Origin of the sequence: Phyllobacterium sp. CCNWLW109 (genome assembly GCF_037203905.1) — a bacterium.
GTDB classification, from domain to species: domain Bacteria; phylum Pseudomonadota; class Alphaproteobacteria; order Rhizobiales; family Rhizobiaceae; genus Phyllobacterium; species Phyllobacterium ifriqiyense.
On record NZ_JBBCBK010000001.1, the window covers coordinates 405,154 to 423,749 of the forward strand.

The following is an 18,596-nucleotide window of genomic DNA, read 5'->3' on the forward strand; positions in this document are numbered from 1 at the left end:
TCGACATGACAAATGAACGATGAGGGCACCTACATTGATACAACGGCGCTGATCATGTTGAAGCACGCCGCGACAAACACCAGGCAAAAACGGAACATCAGAACCCAGTCCATGCCGGGTCCCGTTGCAATCAAGCGGCGGGGCCGTGGCAGCGAGATCGATGATATCAGGTTGTGGACCTATGGCGACGACATTCGCACCATCGACCGCAACTCCACGGCACGCACCGGTGTGCCGCATGTAAAGACCTTTAGAGAAGAAAGAGAACACACGACGTTGCTGCTTGCCGATTTCAGACCTGCCATGCAGTTCGGGACGAGGCGCGTCTTCATGTCCGTCGCTGCTGCCGAAATCTTGGCGCTATCAGGCTGGCGTGCCACAGAACTCGGTGGTCGGGTCGGTTTACTTGCCGTCGGCGGGATCGAACCGCTGTTGATAAGGGCCGCTCCATCGGACCGAGGCATGCTCGCAGTGATTTCCGGCCTGCTGAAGGCGCACGCTCAATCGCTCGATCTGCGATCAGCGAAGCCAGTCCTCCCATTGGACGCGTCATTGCGAATTGCAGCCAAGGCATTGCCCAGAGGTGGAACTATCGTGCTAGCAAGTAATCTCGATGACCGGGGTGATCAGTTCGAAGATGCCGTGCAGCTGGTTTTGCATCGCTGCGACTTGAAGATTGCTTGCATCAGCGATGCTTTCGAACGGAGTGCGCCAGTCGGGATATTTCCATTCGAGACCCGCGAGGCGGTTAGAGGCGTGCGAATTGTTTCGAACCAAAGTCCGGTCCGAAAAAAGCGTGAGGCAATGCTCCGTCAGATCGAAAGTTTGGGTGCTCGCGTCGTAGAGTTTCACAGCGAAATCGAACCGGAAGATCAGATCAACTCTTTGGGCAGACTTCATGGCCGATACAACTGATCCGCTCAATGCTTTGCTAGCAATTCGCCTGCCCGCGGTCCCCGCATCTTCGCTTTGGGAGCAGATGGCTGTCGCACTGCTTGCCGGCGTGATAACGGCGATTGTCATCCAGCTAGCACTCGCTTTTCGAAACAGGAAAAAAGCTGAAGCTCTGGAGCAGAGTTTCATCGTCGCAATCAATGATATGGAAAACCTTCCTGATGATGAGCGTTTGGCAGCCCAGGCCTCGTTGATCCGGCGCTACGTGCATGTTGTTGTTGGCGATGGCGCTGCACGCAAACAGGGAGAAGACTGGCTGGAGGAACTCGATAATCTCTTCAAGACGGAATTTTTTCGCAAGGGCGGCGGTCGTGTCTTACTCGATGGCCTCTATTCGAGACAGCCGCCGTTCAAGAGCTCCGAACTAGGATACGCGCTCTGCGAACTGTTGCAAGGCAGAAGGTCATGATCGAGGGCTTTTCCTTTGCATCACCTTGGGCGTTTCTTGCGGTACCCCTACCGCTGATTGCGGCGCGGCTGTTGAAAGCCCAGCGGCATTACGCCAGAACGCTGACGGTCCCTTCGTCTGTGGTTTTTGACAACATCGACGGTGTGCAGAACGGCAACTTGGGCGCTATACGCAGCTTTACAGCGATCCTCTGGACGGTCTGGTTGTTGGGCGTGCTGGCCCTCGCAGGACCGCAGATCATACAGCCCGTCGTCGCATTGCCGGTTTCGGGCCGCGACATCATCCTGGCGCTCGATCTCTCTGGCAGCATGGAACGCAAGGATTTTTCGTTTGACGGAAGCTCCACCAGGCGTATCGATGTCGTCAAGGAAATCGGAGCGGGATTTCTACGCGGTCGCTCCGGCGACAGGGTAGGACTCGTCATGTTTGCAGATGAGCCATTTCTTGCGGCCGCCCCGACATTTGATCTTTCCGCCGTAGAAACGGCATTAAGGAATGTCGAGATCGGGATTGTAGGGCGATCCACTGCCATCGGCGATGGATTGGGACTATCGTTGAAAATTCTTCGTCGATCTCCGGCCCGCTCCCGAGTGGTGATCCTGCTCTCCGACGGGGCGAATACCGCGGGAGCGACCAGTGCCGAGTCGGCAGCCCGACTTGCCAAGACTCTTGGGATCAAGGTGCATACGATCATGCTCGGCACGGATATGAAGGAGAACGTAAGTTCGGCCACTATTGCGCCCAAGAGAGATACGGTCACGCTTGCCGATATTGCCAAGACGAGTGGCGGCGAAAGCTTTCTGATCAAGACCAATGATGATCTTCGCAAACTGGTAGCATCCCTGGATAAGCTGGAGGCGAGCAGCGTAGCCTCTCCATCGGTCCTCGTTGAGCAAAACCTTTGGCCCTATCCAGCGGTCCTTGCTTTGCTTCTGTGCCTTGCAGGTTTTTTCGCGGCGCGGAGGGCCACATGAACCTGTCCGAATTGATTTTTCTCCGTCCATGGTGGCTGGTTATTCCACCCCTGCTGCTGGTTTTAGGCGTTGTTTTGCGGCAGAGCGGTAACGGCGGGGACTGGGTGCGCGCGATCGATCCATCGCTTCTACGAACGTTGGAAAAGCGCAGCGCCTTCAAAAGACGCGGCAAAGGTCGTCCACGGTTTTTGATCTGGTCGATAGTGGCCGCTATTATCGCCGTGGCGCTGGCCGGTCCGGCGATCCGCAACCAGGCCAGTAGCAGCTTTCGCAACCTCGACGGCGTAATCATCGCCCTCGATACATCAAAATCCATGGTCGATAGTGGCGCAGTGACCGAGGGACAGATCGCTGCCACGCAGTTGATAGACAACAGCGCCGCGAGCCAGCAGGTCGGTTTCATTCTTTTCGCGGGAGACGCCTACCTCGGCAGCCCCTTCAGCGCTGACCGGCAAATGCTGCATCCACTATTGGGTGGCGATCTTTCCAATATCGTTGCGGAGCAGGGTAGTGCCCCGGCGCGAGCGATGGCGCTGGCACAGACCGTGTTTTCCGACGCCGACATGATCGGCGGTGATCTCGTTCTGGTTACGGACGGTGGGGGCGTAGATCCTGCCGCAGTCGAGGCGGCGAGGGCGCTGCGCAAGGCAGGGCGCAGGGTGAACATTCTCTTTGTCTCTTCGGCGCAGAGCGATCCCAATATGCCGGTGCCAGATAAGGCCGGAGCTGTACGGCTGGCGGCCGAAGGCGGAGGAATTTTAACGGACACGGCCAATCTATCGCCGCTGCTCTCGGCGCTGGATTTACCGCTTGGGCAGAAGCTCGAGAAAAACGGCTATACCGCACTGGCGTGGCTGGATCTCGGGCGTTACATGCTGATCCTGGCTGCTATACCTTTCCTCGGCCTGTTCGGGAGGCGGGCATGAAAAAGTCATTCCTCGCGCTCCTGTTGTTAATAGTACCGATCCTTTTGCTTATGTCCAATGATCGGGCCGGCCGCCTGATGCTTTGGGCGGGCTATCCAGATCTCGCGACACACATGCTTGCCGATCCCGCCTGGCGTGGTGTCGCCTATTATCGGGCCGGCGACTACAAGTCCGCCATCGCAGCTTTGCAAGCAACTCGTAGTGCCGAAGCCGCCTATAATCTCGGTAACGCCTTCGCGCACGACGGCAAACTACCCTTGGCCGCAAGGGCTTATGACATCGCTCTGAAGCGCAACCCCGGTGACAATGCGGCATACGCCAATCGCCAGCTCGTTCAATCTTTGATGCAAACCCAGAAGGAAGCGGGGGATACTGCAGCCGGCGTTGCGAGTTCGACGGCCGCCAAGGAAAAACAAGGCGGCGAAAACGAAGCTTCCGACGATGATGCGGGAACGAAGTCCACATCCGGCGATGGAATGGCCGGACAGCGCGAAGCCGCAGGCAATGCGCAGATTGCAGGTAGCAGTAAAGTCGACCGCCGCGGCGACGCGCGCAACAGTGAACTGCAGGCCGGGATGGGGTCCTCCAAGGGCGCGGCGACGGATAGCGGCGGCAGTGCCGGCAAAAATGGCGGCCAAACCACCCGAGCCAGTGTCGACGATACCATACCCGTGCAGGCAGCTTTGGAATCAAAGCTTGAAACCGAACAGGCCACATTGCAATGGCTGGCACAAATCCCTGACGATCCGGTCAGGTTCCTGCGGTTGCGAATTGCGGCCGAGCACAAGCAGCGCCAGGAGAAAGGAATCGCCATTCAGTCAAAGGATTCCCTATGGTGAGTTTGGTTGCAATGGCACGCATGATCCTGTTGGCTGTAATATTCTTAGTGACAGGAACGATGGCGAACGCTCAGGAACAACCCCAGCCAGTCGGACGCATCTGGGTGGATGTCGATCGAACAAACCGACTGCCCTTCGTGCAGGAGATGATCCTGCTGCGGCTGCGAGGCACCTATACGAGGCCTGTCGCACTCGTCAAAACGGAGCAACCTGCGCTTCCTGGTTTTCGCTGGATGCTCATTGGTACGGATGAGTGGTCCGATGCCGTCGAAAACGGCCCGCAAGTGCGGGGCTTCGAGCAGGTCATCGCCGTCTTTGCTCAGCGCAGCGGCAATCTCGTTATACCACCATTCGTTCAGAACCTGACTTACATCGACAGGGGCGGTGCTCGGGTAATGACGGTCATTCAAACCGAACCGGTAACCATTCAGGTTGCGCCGGAATTGACGGGGGCCAATTCGTGGTGGCTTGCTGCCCGCAGTATCACTGCAAAGGAAGAGTGGAGCCGCGATCCTGATGGCATCGACATTGGCCAATCGGTCAAAATGTCTATCACCATAACCGGAGTGGGTGTAACCGACGACCAACTGCCTCCTCGCCCGGAAATCAAGGTGCCGGGATTGATTATTGTTCCGGCGGCCCCGGCGCGAAAAACTGAAATTGGCCTGGGCAAACCGCTGAAACAAATGCCGAAACTAAAAAAACCAGGCCCTTACAGGATTGTCGAGGGTAGAGAAGGTTCGATTTCATCAGTAACCTATTCATGGACAATCCGCCCGGTTAGCGGCGCCCCTGCAGCACTGCCGGCTATCGAAATCCCTTGGTACAATACAGACCTAAATGCTATGCAGCGCATCATTATTCCCGGACGCACCGTTGCACTGAAAGATACTGGTCCAACACTTGCAGACATGGAGCAGTCGCTTGGGATCGTCGAGCGATCTGGCGAGCGGGGGATAGTTTCTATCGATCGTGCTTTGATTGCGATTGCCTTTGTTACCGCTTTGATCGTGACTTTACTGTTGTGTTCAGAGCAATTCCGGGCACAAATCGCGAAAATTGCCCTACGCTGGCGAGCCTATAGGACCGGTCTTCGGATGAAACGCGCGGCAAACGTTGGCGATGCCGTGCTGGTCTGGCAGTTGCAGCGGCAGGTCGGCAGACATTCGCGGTTTGCAATTGAAAATCTGGAGTCCATGGTGTTTGGCAAACAGCAAGCAGACAAGGCCTCGCTTACCTGCATTGTCAAGCACCTGATTGACAAAAAGATTGTCATTCATTGAGGCGTCTTTGCAATTTGATAAACGTGTCAGGCGTTGATTTCCGCGGCTTTGGCGCAGCGACTTTGGGCTAAGTGATTGGAACGAACCAGTTCGTTGTCAGCTACAAACGCCACCGTTTCCCACCGCAGACTAAGTCCCATGCGTGTTGTATTACCGATTTCCGCTCAGCCTGCGCCTTGTTGAGGAAATGCTGCTCGAACGCGGGATTCGTGATGATCCAAAGTTGCAAGGAGATCATGTAACCTTCACTGGCCATTCCCTAGGAGGTGGACTAGCTGGTTTAATGGCATAACTTTACGATAAAGGTCCTATTGTTTTTGACAGCATGCCATTCGCTCTTTCTATAATGCTACGTATCCGTTCATTGAAGTTGAGGGTGAAGAAGCAGTCATTAGCCCTAATCGTCAATTTAGCAACCTATTACGGCACCGACGTACCGCAGCAACCGGACGGATCACTCATTAGTGCTACGGAAGTCGCTGGCCAAATCCTTGCCTGGCTTTCTCCAGGAAACCAACTTGACAGTCTATCGGTTCCTACTGCTCCTGGTATCATTTAAGAACGCATTGTAGACGTTTAAGCTACAATCAAAAGTGCTGGAAATTCGCGTATTATCGGCATTTTCAAAGGAAGGTTTGCTGGTGGACGCGCTTTTGTACAACGCTTAAAAGCAGCCCGATTCTGTAGGACAGTTCCCAAGAGCGAATGTGGGTTGTCTCTTCAGAGAGCTTCGAAAGCGGCCAGCAAATTGTCGCGTTCAACCAGCCCCTGCCGGCCATCAATAGTGCCGACCCCAAGCCTTGCAAATACAACAATACGGTCTTGGCCGCTCTGCCCATCCGACGAACCGTCCAACCGGATTTCGTTTTAAAGGTAGGGATGATTGCCATTGTCTGCGTATGTGCTCCAGCTGACACCGGCAATTGCTGTGCCAACAATCGCTGAATGAAGGCTGCTTGCGGCAACAATGCGCCAGAAGCGGACACAGGGACGCCGTCAACGACGACTTGCCGTGGTGTCATAGTTCAGCGTGGCTGCCTCGACCTTGTCGCCGTTGGCCGCTGCCCACAAGCACAATGCTTCAAACGGCTCCCGCAGGGAATGGCCTAGCGGAGTAATTGCATATTCTACGCCAATAGGTTGCGTTGGGAGTACGGTTCTTGTCACAAGGCCGTTCCGCTCAAGTCTCTTCAAAGCATCGGCCAGAGCCTTGTGCGTGATCCCATCGAGACGCCGCTTGAGTTCGTTGAACCGCGCAGGTTTCGGACAGATCACTGTCAGTATCAGGATCGTCCATTTGTCAGCGATCTTGTCGAGCACCGGACGAACCTGCGCCATGTCGCAAAGCGCGCGATGAGAAAGGGCTTCAAGGTCGGTATACTCGTCCATATCTAGGCTATTCCAAGTGCGTAATTGATATCAGATATCCAACGTATATCATAGCGAGACCATTCAGTGAAAGGATTTACGATGGATCGCATGAATAACAAGGTGGCTTTGGTCGTCGGCGGCGCGAAGGGTATCGGCCTGGCGATTGCAGAGCGGCTTTCTGCCGAAGGCGCAAATGTCTTCATCACCAGTCGCAGAGGTGAAGATGCTGAAAAGGCGGCCAAAGCCATCGGCAATGGCGCGGTCGGTATTACCGCTGACGCAAGCTCTCCGGAAGACATGGTGGAGGCTGTCGAAAAAGTGCGCAAAGCATGCGGTCGTATTGACGCGCTTGTTCTGAATGCGGGTCTTTCCGAGCCTTCGCAGATCGCCGAAATAACGCCGGGCCACTTCGACCGCCACTTTGACGTCAACGTCCGAGGGATGGTGTTCGGCCTCCAGGCAGCTCTTCCCGCAATGACAGAAGGCGGCTCGGTCGTCCTCGTCGGCTCCATAGCCGGGAATGCGGGCTACTCGGCCTACGGTACCTACTGCGCAACCAAAGCGGCCGTTCGTTCCTATGCCCGAACCTGGACGGCAGAACTCGCACGCAAAGGTATTCGGGTCAACGTCGTTGCACCCGGCCCCACGGATACGGACATGATGGCTGCTGTTGCGGAGGACACTCGCGCGGCAATTGTCGCTCCGATTCCGATGGGCCGTATGGCGCGGGCTTCAGAAGTGGCTGCGGCCGCCTTGTTCTTGTTGAGCGATGACGCGAGCTACATCGCCGGTGCCGAGCTGTGCGTCGACGGCGGCTTGCGGCAGGTCTAGGAAGCCGCCGAAATGGCGTACCCGATCTCGAGTAGGTCGGGTACGCCCTGCGCATCTTGCCCTTGCCCCACGTCTCCAGCTTGCCGGTAGATTGTGGCAGTCCTAGAGCGTCGATAGAGATACCCGCGACTCACTGATAGGCGCTGCCAGGCAGCAAATTTGATGCCGCAAGCCCCGCATATTTCGCATAATTGGCGTTCTGGACAAGACCTGAAGTCAGCTGAATTCCATCATAGTTCGGATCTGGCTCGACTTCTGAGAAAGTTGGGTTCGCTTTGTGTGCCGCCGGAGCGAGAGCTGTTAATGAACACTGACGACCAATGCCGGAAATCAGTTGTCCGGGGTTCCAATTCCATCCTATCAGCGGCTGTCTGAGGATGCATCCGGTGTGCTTTTTGGCCCGACAGTCCCGCCCAAAGGGCTACCCCTGTGCGAAATAGAATATTCGTAAGCTCGGTAGCTTCGCAATTGATGGCAAAGACATGTCGCAGCTTGCCGAATACGAAAGTTTGACATGGCGAGGCGTCCTTCGCATCAGCGTTGTAAATTAGATCAGTTTGCTAGACTGCCGGATGTTTGCTCTCGATAGACTATAGCAATCGAGACAAGGGCGACCACGATGGTTACTACGGGAACAAAATTCCAGCCGTCGAAACTTATCCTCCCCTCCAGAAACCGCGCGATAATGTTCGCAGTTCAACTGGAGGCTACAATGATTTCTCTAAATCTGGTTTTCTTCGCCACTATTTCGCTAACGGCGGCTAGCGGCTTGGCAGCAACATGCATCGTTTTATTTGGTGATACCCGGCATAACGCAGGCCAACGAGCAGTCGCTGAGAAGTTTGCGCAAATTGCGTTGATCGGCGCAGCAGCGGTGGCCTCATTGCTGGCTGTTTCCTCACAATCGGAGGCGGAATAAAAAGATGTGTAACGAGAGAGGCTGTCATGATGGCCAATCGCGCGCGCCGTCGTCAAGGTCTGGCAGTTGCTTCGCGCCGGCTTCCGTGCCGCGCAGCCTTGCTGCGGAGCCCTCGACGATGCCGTTGATCGCATCGGAATTCTTTCCGGATCCATTTCCGGTGCCAACGAGCGAAGGTCTCGGCGACCGCGAGCACCGCAGTATGAATCGGCCCTGCGGTGAGGTTGGGCATAATTGACGCGTCCACTAAAAAAGATTGTCGAGCGCCTTGAGTCGTAGATTTGCGTCGACGACGGCGTCAGGGTCCTTACCTTCACGCTGCGGTTCCCCTTGAGGACTCAGACCAATCACCCGTTCATTGGCGGGACTGTGGCGCCTTCCTGTGTTTCTGGGCTGATCTTGATCCGGACAGTATCGCCAAACCGGCGAGTGGCGAACTTTAACGACGAGGTTGTGGCTGGGAACACCAGAGCCTGACCGGCCGTCACATCCTTTGCGATTCCTAACGATTACGTCAACTTGCCAGCAAAAGTGGTTTATCCCCCCAGTCATCCTTGGCCCAGGCGGCGCGCTGGCGCTACTCGGGGGTTGGGCACCATCTCTGGTTTCGGACGTATTCGAGGAAAGCCCGCACGGCCGCGCTCGTATGCCGCCGGCTCGGATAATACAGATACCAACTTGGCAGCTCCTGCTTCCAGTCGCTCAGCAATTCAATAACTTTGCCCTGTTTTACATCATCACGGACGTAATCCTCAAGCAGGTGGGCGATTCCGGATCCCGCGAGCGCGGCTTGGAGCTCTTGATGGGCCGAACTCAGTGTCAACCGGCCGTTCGGGGTGATCTCCAATTCCTCACCATTCCTTTCGAATTTCCACGTCACCATGGTTCCACCGGGGAAACGGCGACGAATACAGTCGTGCTGCAAGAGGTCATGCGGCGAGTCAGGTCGACCGCGATTGCAAAGATAATCGGGCGAGGCCACGATTGCATATCGTAAGGCGGGCCCGAGCGGCACGGCAATCATGTCCTGGGCAAGTTGGTTGCCGAAGCGTACGCCAGCGTCAAAACCCTGCTCCACGATGTCGATGATCGCAGCATCGCTGATGATCTCTACATTGACATCTGGATAAATTTTCATGAACTCAAAGGTCAAAGGGCACAGAATGTGGTCGGCAGCCGGACCCGGTGCATTTATCCGTACGGTGCCAGACGGACGTTCGCGAAGCTGATTGAGATCGTCGATTGCTGTTCTGATGTCATGAAGAGCGGGCCCTAGCCGCTCGAGAAGGCGCTCGCCCGCTTCGGTAGGGGCAACGCTGCGTGTCGTTCGGTTTAGCAGCCGGATGGCCAGCGCGTCTTCGAGCGCGCTGATCGATTGGCTGATGGCGGACGATGAAACGCCCCTGCCAAGAGCGGCGGCTCTAAAGCCACCACAGCGCACGACGTCTTCAAAGATCTCTAAGTTGTCAAGGCGCAGTGGTCGCATTGCAAAGTCCTGCTTAATAAGCTGATCGGTTTTGATTAGCTTATCTGTACGCTTGATCCGTGTCATCCTTCGAAAACATGTCGCAAAGCGGCACGGCGGATAGGGGCTTCGCCGTCAACCGTTGAACCGGGACTGATACGTGGAGGATCAAAGCATGGGTGAAGTCACGCTGAATCGCAGGAAGATCATGCTAACAGCCGCCTCGGTGACGACCGGACTGGCCTTGCCGACCGGCATGGCGATTGCGCAGACGGCTCCGGCCGCGTCGACCTTGGCCGCAGCTGGAAATGCCGGCCATTACCACTTTCGTGTCGGCGACGTCTCGGCGACCGTGTTGAGCGACGGTCTGATCGGCGGCCCTCCGCGGGTCTATGCCAGCAATGCGTCGGAGGCGGAACTGCAGGAGGTTCTGAGGCACGCCTTCCTTCCGGCCGATCGCCTGACGCTCAATCTCAACACGCTTCTTATCGAGACGAATGGCAGGCGGATACTCATCGAAGCGGGCGCCGGGCAGACCATGGGTCCGCAAGGCGGGCGCATCTTCGAGAATCTGGCCGCCATCGGTCTACAGCCAGAAGACGTCGACGTTGTGGTCGTCTCCCACACGCACCCGGACCATGTCGGCAATCTTCGAACCGCGGATGGCGGCAAGGCATTTCCACGGGCGGCAATCTTTGCGCCTCGGGCCGATTGGGACTTCTTTGTCCGTAACGATCCGGACCTGTCCTATATGCCGGTGCCGGAGGATTTCCGCCGCAATTTCGCTGCCGCCATCAAGCGGAGCGTCGAGCCCGTGATGAATGGGATCGAGTTGTACGAAGCGGGCGCGGAGATTGTACCCGGGCTGACCACCCTTCCGGCATTCGGCCACACCCCCGGCATGGCGAACTTCCTTGTTCAATCCGGCAGTGATCAGCTCCTGCTCACGGCTGATCTCGCCTACCACCCGATCGTCAATATCAACCGTCCATGGGTGCCTGGGCCAGATCGCGACAAGGACACTGCCCTCGCATCCCGCCGCCGCATCTTCGACATGGCGGCGGCAGACCGGCTTCTCGTTCTCGGCTTCCACTATCCGTTCCCGGGCCTTGGCCGAATGCTCAAGACGGATGTCGGCTATGCCTGGGTCCCGGTCAATTGGCAGTTCTAATTCGCTGATGCATAAAGATCCCGCAATGACGACATCAAGGCGCGCATTCCTATCGGGTTTTCTCACAATGCCGCTTGTGCCGCTGGCTTCAGCAATCGCTTCCGTACAGGAGGCGCCCTTGCTGCCGCTGACGCGCATCTGCGCCGACGGAGATGAACCGACGCCCGCTCGTGAAGCCGGACCGTTCTTCAAGCCGAATTCACCGTTGAAGCAGGATCTCTATCCGGATGCGCCGCACGGCGAGCGCATCACCATTGCCGGCTTTGTCCTCGACGACCGCTGTCGCCCAATGCCGCGGAGCCTCGTTGAAATCTGGCAAGCCGACGACAACGGCGAGTACGATCGATCGGGCTTCCGCTTGCGGGGACATCAGTTCGCCGACGAGCAGGGACGCTGGTGGTTCAACACCGTCGTGCCGGCTCTGTATCCGGGACGCACGCGGCACTTCCATTTCAGGGTTCAACGACCGGACGGAGATGTACTGACGACGCAGCTCTTCTTCCCGGGCGAGCCGAGCAATGCAGGAGATCGGATTTTCGATGAAGCGCTGCTCATGACGATCAGCCAGACGGGCGACGGTCAGTTCGCCCGCTACGACTTCGTAGTCTAAGTCATGACAGCACTATTCGGTAGGAGAAAGTCCATGAATGAACTTGAACCATCGCCTCATGACCCGGGGTAACGACCTGTCGATCAGCCGACGCGACGTGATGCTGACCGGCGTGGCCCGGCGCCACACTTGCTGGAATCGGCGATGCGACTGCCGCGACGAAACCGGTTCCGCTGCTCAACGAGGCTGGCGTGAAAGGGCTTGGCGAGGTCGCCATGGTGGGCGTCGCCGCAGCGATCGGCAACGCGATTTTCGATGCCACGGGGCGGCGGCTTCGAGAACTGCCGATCCGCATTGAGCATCTCTTCTAGAAGCCCGATCGCCTGTCGGCGGCGCGCCGTCCGTCCATAAGGCAAACATAAAAAGGAGACTATCGCATGAGCGAACAGCAACATTCCGGCGTCAGCCGACGCGGCTTCATAGGTGCTCTTGGCACGGGAGCCACCATACTGGCATCAACACCTCTCTTTGCAGGGAAGGCCCACGCCCAACGCCAACCAAGCTTGGCGACGACGACGTCCACGACATCTGCACGAACACGAACGATTCCGGGAACGCAGCAGACCCTCACCACACTCGGTCTCGGCACCTTCCTGACCTTTGATGCCCGCCCCGGCGATGACCGCAACAATCTAGCCGAGGTGTTCCGGCGCTACGTTGCGGGCGGTGGTCGGGTCGTCGATACGTCGCCTCTCTACGGATCGGCAGAGGTCTCCGTCGGCGCATTCCTTGCTGGCACACCGGAGGCATCGGAGATCTTCGTCGCCAATAAAATCTGGTCGACCGGCGAATATCTCGGCGACGAGAGCCATGCGGCGGCAAGCTTCGAGCAGTCGAGGCTGCGCATCTGGCGCGACACGATTGACCTCATGCAGTGCCACAGCATCGTCAACGCACCAGTCATTGTCCCGTTGATGCAGGCCTGGAAGAAAGAAGGACGCATCCGACACGTTGGCGTCACCCACCATGAAACCGGCGCGCAGGATCAGCTCGCCGAACTGGTCGAGCGCGGCGGTGTCGATTTCATCCAGACGAACTACTCGATCTTCAATCGTAGCGCCGAGCGACGACTGTTGCCGGTCGCCGCAGCCCGTGGGGTCGGCGTCTTCATTAACCTTCCACTCGAAAAAGCGCGTCTTATGAAGGTGGTGGAAGGTCGCCCTCTGCCTGACTTCGCTCGCGAATTCGAAGCGGGGACCTGGGCGCAGTTTTTTCTCAAGTGGGTTATGGCGCATCCGGCGGTGACGACAGTGCTCTGTGGCACATCAAATCCGGAGCATGCCGAGGATAATGTCCAAGCCATGTACGGGCCCTTGCCGGACGAGGCGATGCGCCGGCGCATGGTGCAGCATATGGAGACGATTCCAGGCTTCGCCGATATAGAAAGGATGGCCTGGTATCCGGGCAAGGACGCCCAGTATCAAGGACTGATCCGCGCGGCACAAGCAAGAGCTCGTGCTCGTGCGAGCCAATGAGATTTCGACCGAAAAGCAGACGATCTCACGACCGGCGTGCGCGGATGATCGCAAGATGGACTCTTTTCCAGCATTGCGCTGCTGACAAAGTTCTTCAAGAAGCTCGATGTTCAGCCATGCGTCGTTTTCGAACCAGTAGGTGATTAAGTCATCGTAAGACAGATGCGGAGCCGTCTTTGTCAATGCAGGCTTTAGATGATCGGCCAAGCAGCACCGCCCGATAGCGATCGCGCCCCAGTGAGGGGTGAAGAACTCTCACTGTAGGTCCGCGACTGAAAAGCCGAGATCATCCTCGATGGTGGATGCCCAAGGTCTACCGTCTGAAGGGCGACCACAAACCAGGACACCATCAATGCGGCGATCAAAACTGACTGCCTTCCTTGTCGCAAAATTCCCAATTGTGTGGCCAGTCAAATGCATGGCTTGATACTCTTATGAATGGCGTATCAGGAAGGTCGTTTCAGCCGAGCATGGCGGGCTTGAGCGTGTCCTCGCACCATTGGCGAAAGGTTGTCGGCGTCGTGTTTTCCGGCGACCTCGACACCGTCAGGTCCAGGCCCTGATCCTTGGCCCAAGCCATGTTGGTCATGCCCTGCGCCATAGCGGTGCACATGCCGTACTGCACAAAGCGCTCTTTGTAGGCGTCGAAACTGATCTGCTGGTAGGTGGCCGTCTTGCCGAGCACATCGGAGATGATCTCGGCCATGTCGTTGAACGAAATGTCCTCGGGTCCAAGGACCGGCACCTCGCTCTGGCCTGTCCAACTGTCATCGAGCAGCCAGCGTGCTGCGACGGCGGCGACGTCGCGCGTCGCGACACTTGGAAGTTTGAGGTCGCCGGAGATCGGCATGAAGAACCTGCCCTGATCCCTGATCACTGCCGCCTGCCGGGCGATGTTGTCCATGAAGGACGGATTGGCCAGACCGCGAAATGCGACGCCTGTGCCGGCGATCAAATCGTCCATCGCCAGCGAGCCGGTGACGTGGCCCGCTCGGTTGGCGAGCGGCGAACCGCGCCCGAGTGCCGTGATCGAAACAACGCGCTTGATATTTTGCTCTTTCAAAGCTGCTACCGCAGGACGGGTGAAAGCGACATAGGCAGCCATGACCGAAACAGCCTTCGGGTCGGGAGGCACGAGCCAGAATACCGCGTCGGCGCCGCTGAACGCTTCGTTCACGACGCTTGCGTCTCCATGAGAACCTTTGATGATCTCGACACTGTCTCGCACCTCTTCGGCAAGATGTGATGGATCGCGCGCGATCAACCGGATTGGTGCGCCCGATTGGAGAAGGTTCTGAACGACTTGACGGCTAATGTTGCCGGTGGGGGCGGTTACAACGATCATGGTTTATTCCAGTTTTGAGGGCGATAGCGCGGCCGTTGTCTGGCCGAGCAGACCTGCCGCAGCCAGTCTTTTGTTCGAGCTTAAGGTAGGTGGTTGTATCTGGACGGTCTATGCTGCATAATCTGTGTTATCTTCGCAATCGTCCGAGAGTAGTCCATGGATCCCCTATCAGACGTTCTTTCGCTGCTAAAACCTCATGCCTATGTGTCTTCCGGCTTCGATGCTGGTGGCGAATGGGCTGTCCAATTCGGCGATCAGCACAAGCTCATCAAATGTTATGCTGTCATCTCGGGTGGCTGCTGGCTCACTGTTGAGGGAGTGCGTGATGCGGTGCGTCTGGAGGCCGGCAATTGCTTCGTGCTGCCAACGGGTCGCCCCTTCCGGCTTGGCAGCAGCATTGATGGGCCAGCGGTCGGGGCTGGAGAGATATTCCCCGCAGCGCGAAGGGGCGGTGTCGTCACACTCAACGGCGGTGGCGGATTGTTTCTCATTGGAAGCCGCTTCGGCGTGAAGGGTAATCACGCCGATATGCTGCTGGGCCTGCTTCCTGCGATCGTCCACATTCACGAGCAACCGGGGCAAGCAGCCTTGCGCTGGTCCGTCGAGCAAATGATGAAGGAACTGCGTGATGAGCAGCCCGGCAACGCCCTTGTCGCGCAGCATTTGGCTCATCTGATGCTGGTGCAGGCACTACGTGTGCATCTGGACACGGGTGGCGGGGACCGTTTCGGCTGGTTCTTCTCTCTGGCGGATAGACATCTCGGTGCCGCGATCAAGGCAATCCATGCGGGACCCGCATATCAATGGACCCTGCAAGAGCTTGGCGAGATTGCCGGCATGTCGCGCTCAACATTTGCGCTCCGGTTCAAGGAACGCGTGGGCGAGCCGCCGATGCAGTATGTGGCGAGGTGGCGAATGCTGCTTGCTTGCGACAGGCTGGAGAATACAAGAGATCCTGTCTCGGCGATTGCCGCCTCGCTCGGCTATGAATCGGAAAGTGCGTTCAGCACGGCCTTCAAACGCGTCATGGGATGCTCGCCTCGACAATATGGGCGTTGGCGCAAGGTTGAATCGGAGACCGGTTCGGTTGCTATGGACTTGCCTGCCAATCGGATGCACCCCGGTTCCATCAACGGGGCCCGTCATATTGAGCACAACGGTGTTATGACGGCGGCGGACTCCTTGCGGTGAGAACTTGGAACTGAACCGTATTTCCCATGGGCTTACCACGACGATCGGAAATAATACCGTTTGTCCGGCTTTGGCGCGATTGCGATGTGTTGCAAACGTACTCTTCTGGCTTGAAGTGAGCCAGGAATTCAATATTCAAAGGCCGCCATTTTGACCAGTCTGTGATCCTTTTATGTCTACGATGGTATCTGACTCACAATCTCAGCCGCGCACTCTGAAGGAAATGATGGCAGAGCGGGGCATCGACCCTGGATCACTCTACTGTTCATCGCCTGGTATCGCAATAATCCGAAATTGCTTGAGCGCGTCAATCGAAGGAAGCGTCAGGTCGCACGTAAAGGGAACCTTGATGACACCCACATCAAGGTCAAAGGCCACTGAATGTACCTGTATCACGCGATTGACAACAACGGCGATAGGGTTGAGTTTGATTTCATCAAGCGACCGCGATTTGACCGCCGCCAAGCGCTTTGTTCGACGGGCATACCCCCCTAGCCTTCATTCTCAACCGAGGCCGCCGTTCGCGAAGATGTTTTGACCGTTGATCCATGCGCCGTCGTGGGAGCAGAGAAGCGCGATGACGTTTGCGATGTCCTGGGGGTTGGCCCAGACGCTGCAGAGGTGTCGCTTCAGGTATGCCTCGGAGTGCTTCCTCGCCATGCTGGCGCAGCAGCTGGGTATCCACGGCGCCTGGTGACACGGCGTTCACCGAGATATTGCGGCCCGCCAGCTTCTTGGCGAGAACGCTCGAGTAAATTTCCTGCGCCGCCTTAGTGGCTGCGTAAGCACCCGTATATGCGGGCTTCTGGAGAATGATGCTCGAGCTCTGACTGACGATCCTGCCGCCGTCGCGGGTGCGCCGTGTCGCCTCGCGCAGAACATTGAAACTACCCGTCATATTGGTTGCGATCATTCGATTGAAAGCATCGTCGGTCATTTGGGCAAAGGGACCAACATTCATGATCCCGGCATTGTTGACCACCACATCAACGCCGCAATAAGCCTCGTCATGGGCATCGAACAAGGCCTTGACAGCAGCTGGACCTGCGACGTCCGCCTGACGCGCCATCGCACGCCCCCCAGCCACCTTGATGTCAGATACGACTTGATCGGCCAGTCCCCGATTGGTGAGGTAGTTCACCGTGACGGCATAACCGTCGTGCGCCAGAAGGCGGGCAGTGGCCGCGCCGATGCCGCGCGACGAGCCAGTGACAAAAGGGCAGCCCGGCCGGCGCCGGGAACGTTTCGAGGGTTTGCTGCGGAAGTTTGGGCCGAAGCCGTTCCTCTGAGAGCAAGGGCAGCCGGTGCGGCGGCAGCAAGCGCCATGAAGATTCGGCGGAAGTTATCAGTATCGGACATCGAGAACATCTCCTTTTCGAGAATTGCGAAAGCTCGCGGATACGGCCGAGGCCGCGTTCAGTCGTCGCTGCCCCCGAAGCTAAAGAGCAATGCACTTGGTTTGCTAAGACAAGCAGCAGCCCAGAGCCGAAGCCATTTTTATTTCAGCCGTATTCGTTCCGTCCGAAGTGACAGACACTGCTACCGGTAGAGTTTGCTTTCATTGAATATCTATTGACCGCGCTGCTGTTTCTGTCATGCTAAACGCACTCCTCGCTTGGTTGGCACCTTATAAGCTATATGGAGTGTCAGATGATCAAAATGCCCGAACTATCAAGAAACTTGCCTATTCCTACAGGCGACGCTACACTGTCGCGAGACGGCCGCGTTTTGACATGGCCTCACAACCAACCGGAGGTTCGCGTGTCGTCATCGCTACTTGTGGCGGTCAGCGCCTATATCGAAGAACAGGGTGGGGGGCAGGGCCTGTTTCCGACGCCGATAGAAGGCTTCAACATCATCCGGTCTTTCCAGACGATGATGCCGATGCGGGCGCTTTACCGGCCGTCACTCTGTGTCGTGCTCCAGGGCGCGAAGGAAATCCACTTCGGAGAAGACAGGCTGGACTACGGAGCGTTGGAATGCCTGGTGGTTACCGTCGAGCTCCCGGCAAAGGGTCGGATCGTACAGGCCTCTCCCGAGGCGCCATATATCGGGGTCACCGTAGACTTCGATGTGGCGACAATGCGCGAGGTCCTGGAGCAACTGGACGCCCCGCCAATTCCGGCCTCAGATCCTGGACCTTGTGTTTTTGTGGGCAAGGTCGATGAAGCATTGGCAGACTGCCTCCTGCGTCTGATCCGGATGACAAAGACACCGAAGGCAATCCCGATCCTATATCCATCGGTGATGCGCGAGATTTGCTACTGGTTGCTGAGTGGACCGCATGGCGCTGAATTATGCAAGCTGACGCTCCCAGATTCGAATATCGAGCGCGTGGTCAAAGCCATATCCATGCTTCACGTGAATTTCGCGCAGACGCTGCGGATCGAACAATTGGCAGAGATTGCTCGGATGAGCCCGTCGTCCTTCCACCAGCACTTCAAGGCGCTGACCTCGATGTCCCCGCTTCAGTTTCAGAAGCAATTGCGCCTTCTCGAGGCGCGGCGCTTGATGTTCGCAGAAGCTGCAAACGTGGCGAAGGCTGCCTACCAGGTGGGCTACGAAAGCACTTCGCAATTCAGCCGCGAATATTCACGCACGTTTGGGGCTGCGCCAAAGCAGGACGTCATGAACCAGCAGCGCCTGTACAGCAAGTACGCCAGCAGGAAGGTGCAGAGCGCGTAGCTTGTAAATGCTGCTCCTTCTGGGTTGATCCAGTTGATCGGCGGCCTTCGTTTCGCTCGTTCCGGGCTTCATCGCTGGCTGGGGCTGGTCTACATCATGTCGGCCGGGGCGGCGGGCCTTGGCGGACTTGCCTTATCATCAGTCAAGG

Annotated in this window: 19 protein-coding genes and 5 pseudogenes; 16 read left to right on the top strand and 8 right to left on the bottom strand. The window is 57.2% G+C overall.

Annotated features, from left to right (window positions below):
* The first annotated feature begins 12 nt into the window (after positions 1 to 12).
* From V9K92_RS01965 to V9K92_RS22795, 8 genes and pseudogenes are all read left to right on the top strand, one after another.
* Positions 13 to 915 (top strand): DUF58 domain-containing protein, encoded by a 903-nt coding sequence (locus tag V9K92_RS01965; RefSeq protein ID WP_337353080.1) that lies wholly within the window; start codon positions 13 to 15, stop codon positions 913 to 915.
* Positions 899 to 1,363: a DUF4381 family protein gene (locus V9K92_RS01970; protein WP_337353081.1), complete on the top strand. Its 465-nt coding sequence runs from the start codon at positions 899 to 901 to the stop codon at positions 1,361 to 1,363. The genes V9K92_RS01965 and V9K92_RS01970 overlap by 17 nt, the downstream gene beginning before the upstream one ends.
* Positions 1,360 to 2,337, top strand: a complete 978-nt coding sequence (locus V9K92_RS01975; RefSeq protein WP_337353082.1) for a VWA domain-containing protein — start codon at positions 1,360 to 1,362, stop codon at positions 2,335 to 2,337. The genes V9K92_RS01970 and V9K92_RS01975 overlap by 4 nt, the downstream gene beginning before the upstream one ends.
* Positions 2,334 to 3,263 (top strand): VWA domain-containing protein, encoded by a 930-nt coding sequence (locus V9K92_RS01980; RefSeq protein ID WP_337353083.1) that lies wholly within the window; start codon positions 2,334 to 2,336, stop codon positions 3,261 to 3,263. Before V9K92_RS01975 ends, V9K92_RS01980 begins: the two co-directional genes overlap by 4 nt.
* Positions 3,260 to 4,102, top strand: a complete 843-nt coding sequence (locus V9K92_RS01985) for a hypothetical protein (protein WP_337353084.1) — start codon at positions 3,260 to 3,262, stop codon at positions 4,100 to 4,102. Before V9K92_RS01980 ends, V9K92_RS01985 begins: the two co-directional genes overlap by 4 nt.
* Positions 4,096 to 5,385 (top strand): hypothetical protein, encoded by a 1,290-nt coding sequence (locus tag V9K92_RS01990; RefSeq protein WP_337353085.1) that lies wholly within the window; start codon positions 4,096 to 4,098, stop codon positions 5,383 to 5,385. The genes V9K92_RS01985 and V9K92_RS01990 overlap by 7 nt, the downstream gene beginning before the upstream one ends.
* A gap of 74 nt (positions 5,386 to 5,459) precedes the next feature.
* Positions 5,460 to 5,593, top strand: a pseudogene (locus V9K92_RS22790) (IS6 family transposase); the annotation flags it as partial.
* Entirely contained in the window at positions 5,573 to 5,677 is a 105-nt protein-coding gene (locus V9K92_RS22795) for a lipase family protein (RefSeq protein ID WP_443094437.1), read from the top strand. The pseudogene V9K92_RS22790 and the gene V9K92_RS22795, both read left to right, overlap by 21 nt.
* A 428-nt stretch (positions 5,678 to 6,105) precedes the next feature.
* Here the strand turns inward: V9K92_RS22795 and V9K92_RS01995 are convergent, their stop codons facing one another.
* From V9K92_RS01995 to V9K92_RS02000, 3 genes and pseudogenes are all read right to left on the bottom strand, one after another.
* Complete coding sequence (locus tag V9K92_RS01995) at positions 6,106 to 6,240, bottom strand: hypothetical protein (RefSeq protein WP_307278320.1); 135 nt, start codon at positions 6,238 to 6,240, stop codon at positions 6,106 to 6,108.
* Positions 6,228 to 6,344, bottom strand: a pseudogene (locus V9K92_RS22800) (class D beta-lactamase); the annotation flags it as partial. The pseudogene V9K92_RS22800 and the gene V9K92_RS01995, both read right to left, overlap by 13 nt.
* A 37-nt stretch (positions 6,345 to 6,381) precedes the next feature.
* Positions 6,382 to 6,774 (bottom strand): winged helix-turn-helix transcriptional regulator, encoded by a 393-nt coding sequence (locus V9K92_RS02000; RefSeq protein ID WP_337353086.1) that lies wholly within the window; start codon positions 6,772 to 6,774, stop codon positions 6,382 to 6,384.
* Positions 6,775 to 6,855: 81 nt separating this feature from the next.
* On the opposite strand from V9K92_RS02000, the gene V9K92_RS02005 reads away from it, so the two are divergent.
* Both V9K92_RS02005 and V9K92_RS02010 read left to right on the top strand, forming a co-directional pair.
* Positions 6,856 to 7,587, top strand: a complete 732-nt coding sequence (locus tag V9K92_RS02005) for an SDR family NAD(P)-dependent oxidoreductase (protein WP_337353087.1) — start codon at positions 6,856 to 6,858, stop codon at positions 7,585 to 7,587.
* A gap of 712 nt (positions 7,588 to 8,299) precedes the next feature.
* Positions 8,300 to 8,506, top strand: a complete 207-nt coding sequence (locus V9K92_RS02010) for a hypothetical protein (protein ID WP_337353088.1) — start codon at positions 8,300 to 8,302, stop codon at positions 8,504 to 8,506.
* Positions 8,507 to 8,672: 166 nt separating this feature from the next.
* On the opposite strand, the pseudogene V9K92_RS22805 reads toward V9K92_RS02010, so the two are convergent.
* Positions 8,673 to 8,824, bottom strand: a pseudogene (locus V9K92_RS22805) (GMC oxidoreductase); the annotation flags it as partial.
* A gap of 259 nt (positions 8,825 to 9,083) precedes the next feature.
* Positions 9,084 to 10,058 (bottom strand): LysR family transcriptional regulator, encoded by a 975-nt coding sequence (locus V9K92_RS02015; RefSeq protein ID WP_337353089.1) that lies wholly within the window; start codon positions 10,056 to 10,058, stop codon positions 9,084 to 9,086.
* 121 nt (positions 10,059 to 10,179) lie between these two features.
* On the opposite strand from V9K92_RS02015, the gene V9K92_RS02020 reads away from it, so the two are divergent.
* Positions 10,180 to 11,142, top strand: coding sequence for an MBL fold metallo-hydrolase (locus V9K92_RS02020; RefSeq protein ID WP_337353486.1), 963 nt, complete (start codon positions 10,180 to 10,182; stop codon positions 11,140 to 11,142).
* 25 nt (positions 11,143 to 11,167) lie between these two features.
* Positions 11,168 to 11,752, top strand: a complete 585-nt coding sequence (locus V9K92_RS02025) for a dioxygenase family protein (RefSeq protein WP_337353090.1) — start codon at positions 11,168 to 11,170, stop codon at positions 11,750 to 11,752.
* A gap of 1 nt (position 11,753) precedes the next feature.
* On the opposite strand, the gene V9K92_RS02030 is transcribed toward V9K92_RS02025, so the two are convergent.
* Positions 11,754 to 12,047 carry a hypothetical protein gene (locus V9K92_RS02030; protein ID WP_337353091.1) on the bottom strand — a complete coding sequence of 98 codons (294 nt, stop codon included), beginning with the start codon at positions 12,045 to 12,047 and terminating at the stop codon, positions 11,754 to 11,756.
* Positions 12,048 to 12,129: 82 nt separating this feature from the next.
* Between V9K92_RS02030 and V9K92_RS02035 the strand changes: the two genes are divergently transcribed.
* On the top strand, positions 12,130 to 13,227 hold the full coding sequence (locus V9K92_RS02035; protein ID WP_337353092.1) for an aldo/keto reductase: 1,098 nt from the start codon (positions 12,130 to 12,132) through the stop codon (positions 13,225 to 13,227).
* Positions 13,228 to 13,687: 460 nt separating this feature from the next.
* Here the strand turns inward: V9K92_RS02035 and V9K92_RS02040 are convergent, their stop codons facing one another.
* Positions 13,688 to 14,572, bottom strand: a complete 885-nt coding sequence (locus V9K92_RS02040) for an NmrA family NAD(P)-binding protein (protein ID WP_337353093.1) — start codon at positions 14,570 to 14,572, stop codon at positions 13,688 to 13,690.
* 156 nt (positions 14,573 to 14,728) lie between these two features.
* On the opposite strand from V9K92_RS02040, the gene V9K92_RS02045 reads away from it, so the two are divergent.
* Both V9K92_RS02045 and V9K92_RS02050 read left to right on the top strand, forming a co-directional pair.
* On the top strand, positions 14,729 to 15,763 hold the full coding sequence (locus V9K92_RS02045) for an AraC family transcriptional regulator (RefSeq protein WP_337353094.1): 1,035 nt from the start codon (positions 14,729 to 14,731) through the stop codon (positions 15,761 to 15,763).
* A 131-nt stretch (positions 15,764 to 15,894) separates the two neighbouring features.
* Positions 15,895 to 16,247 (top strand): annotated as a pseudogene (locus V9K92_RS02050) (IS6 family transposase); the annotation flags it as partial.
* 20 nt (positions 16,248 to 16,267) lie between these two features.
* Here the strand turns inward: V9K92_RS02050 and V9K92_RS22810 are convergent.
* Positions 16,268 to 17,122, bottom strand: a pseudogene (locus tag V9K92_RS22810) (SDR family oxidoreductase).
* A 402-nt stretch (positions 17,123 to 17,524) separates the two neighbouring features.
* Between V9K92_RS22810 and V9K92_RS02070 the strand changes: the two are divergent.
* Positions 17,525 to 18,448 (top strand): AraC family transcriptional regulator, encoded by a 924-nt coding sequence (locus tag V9K92_RS02070; RefSeq protein ID WP_337353097.1) that lies wholly within the window; start codon positions 17,525 to 17,527, stop codon positions 18,446 to 18,448.
* Positions 18,449 to 18,596: the final 148 nt, after the last annotated feature.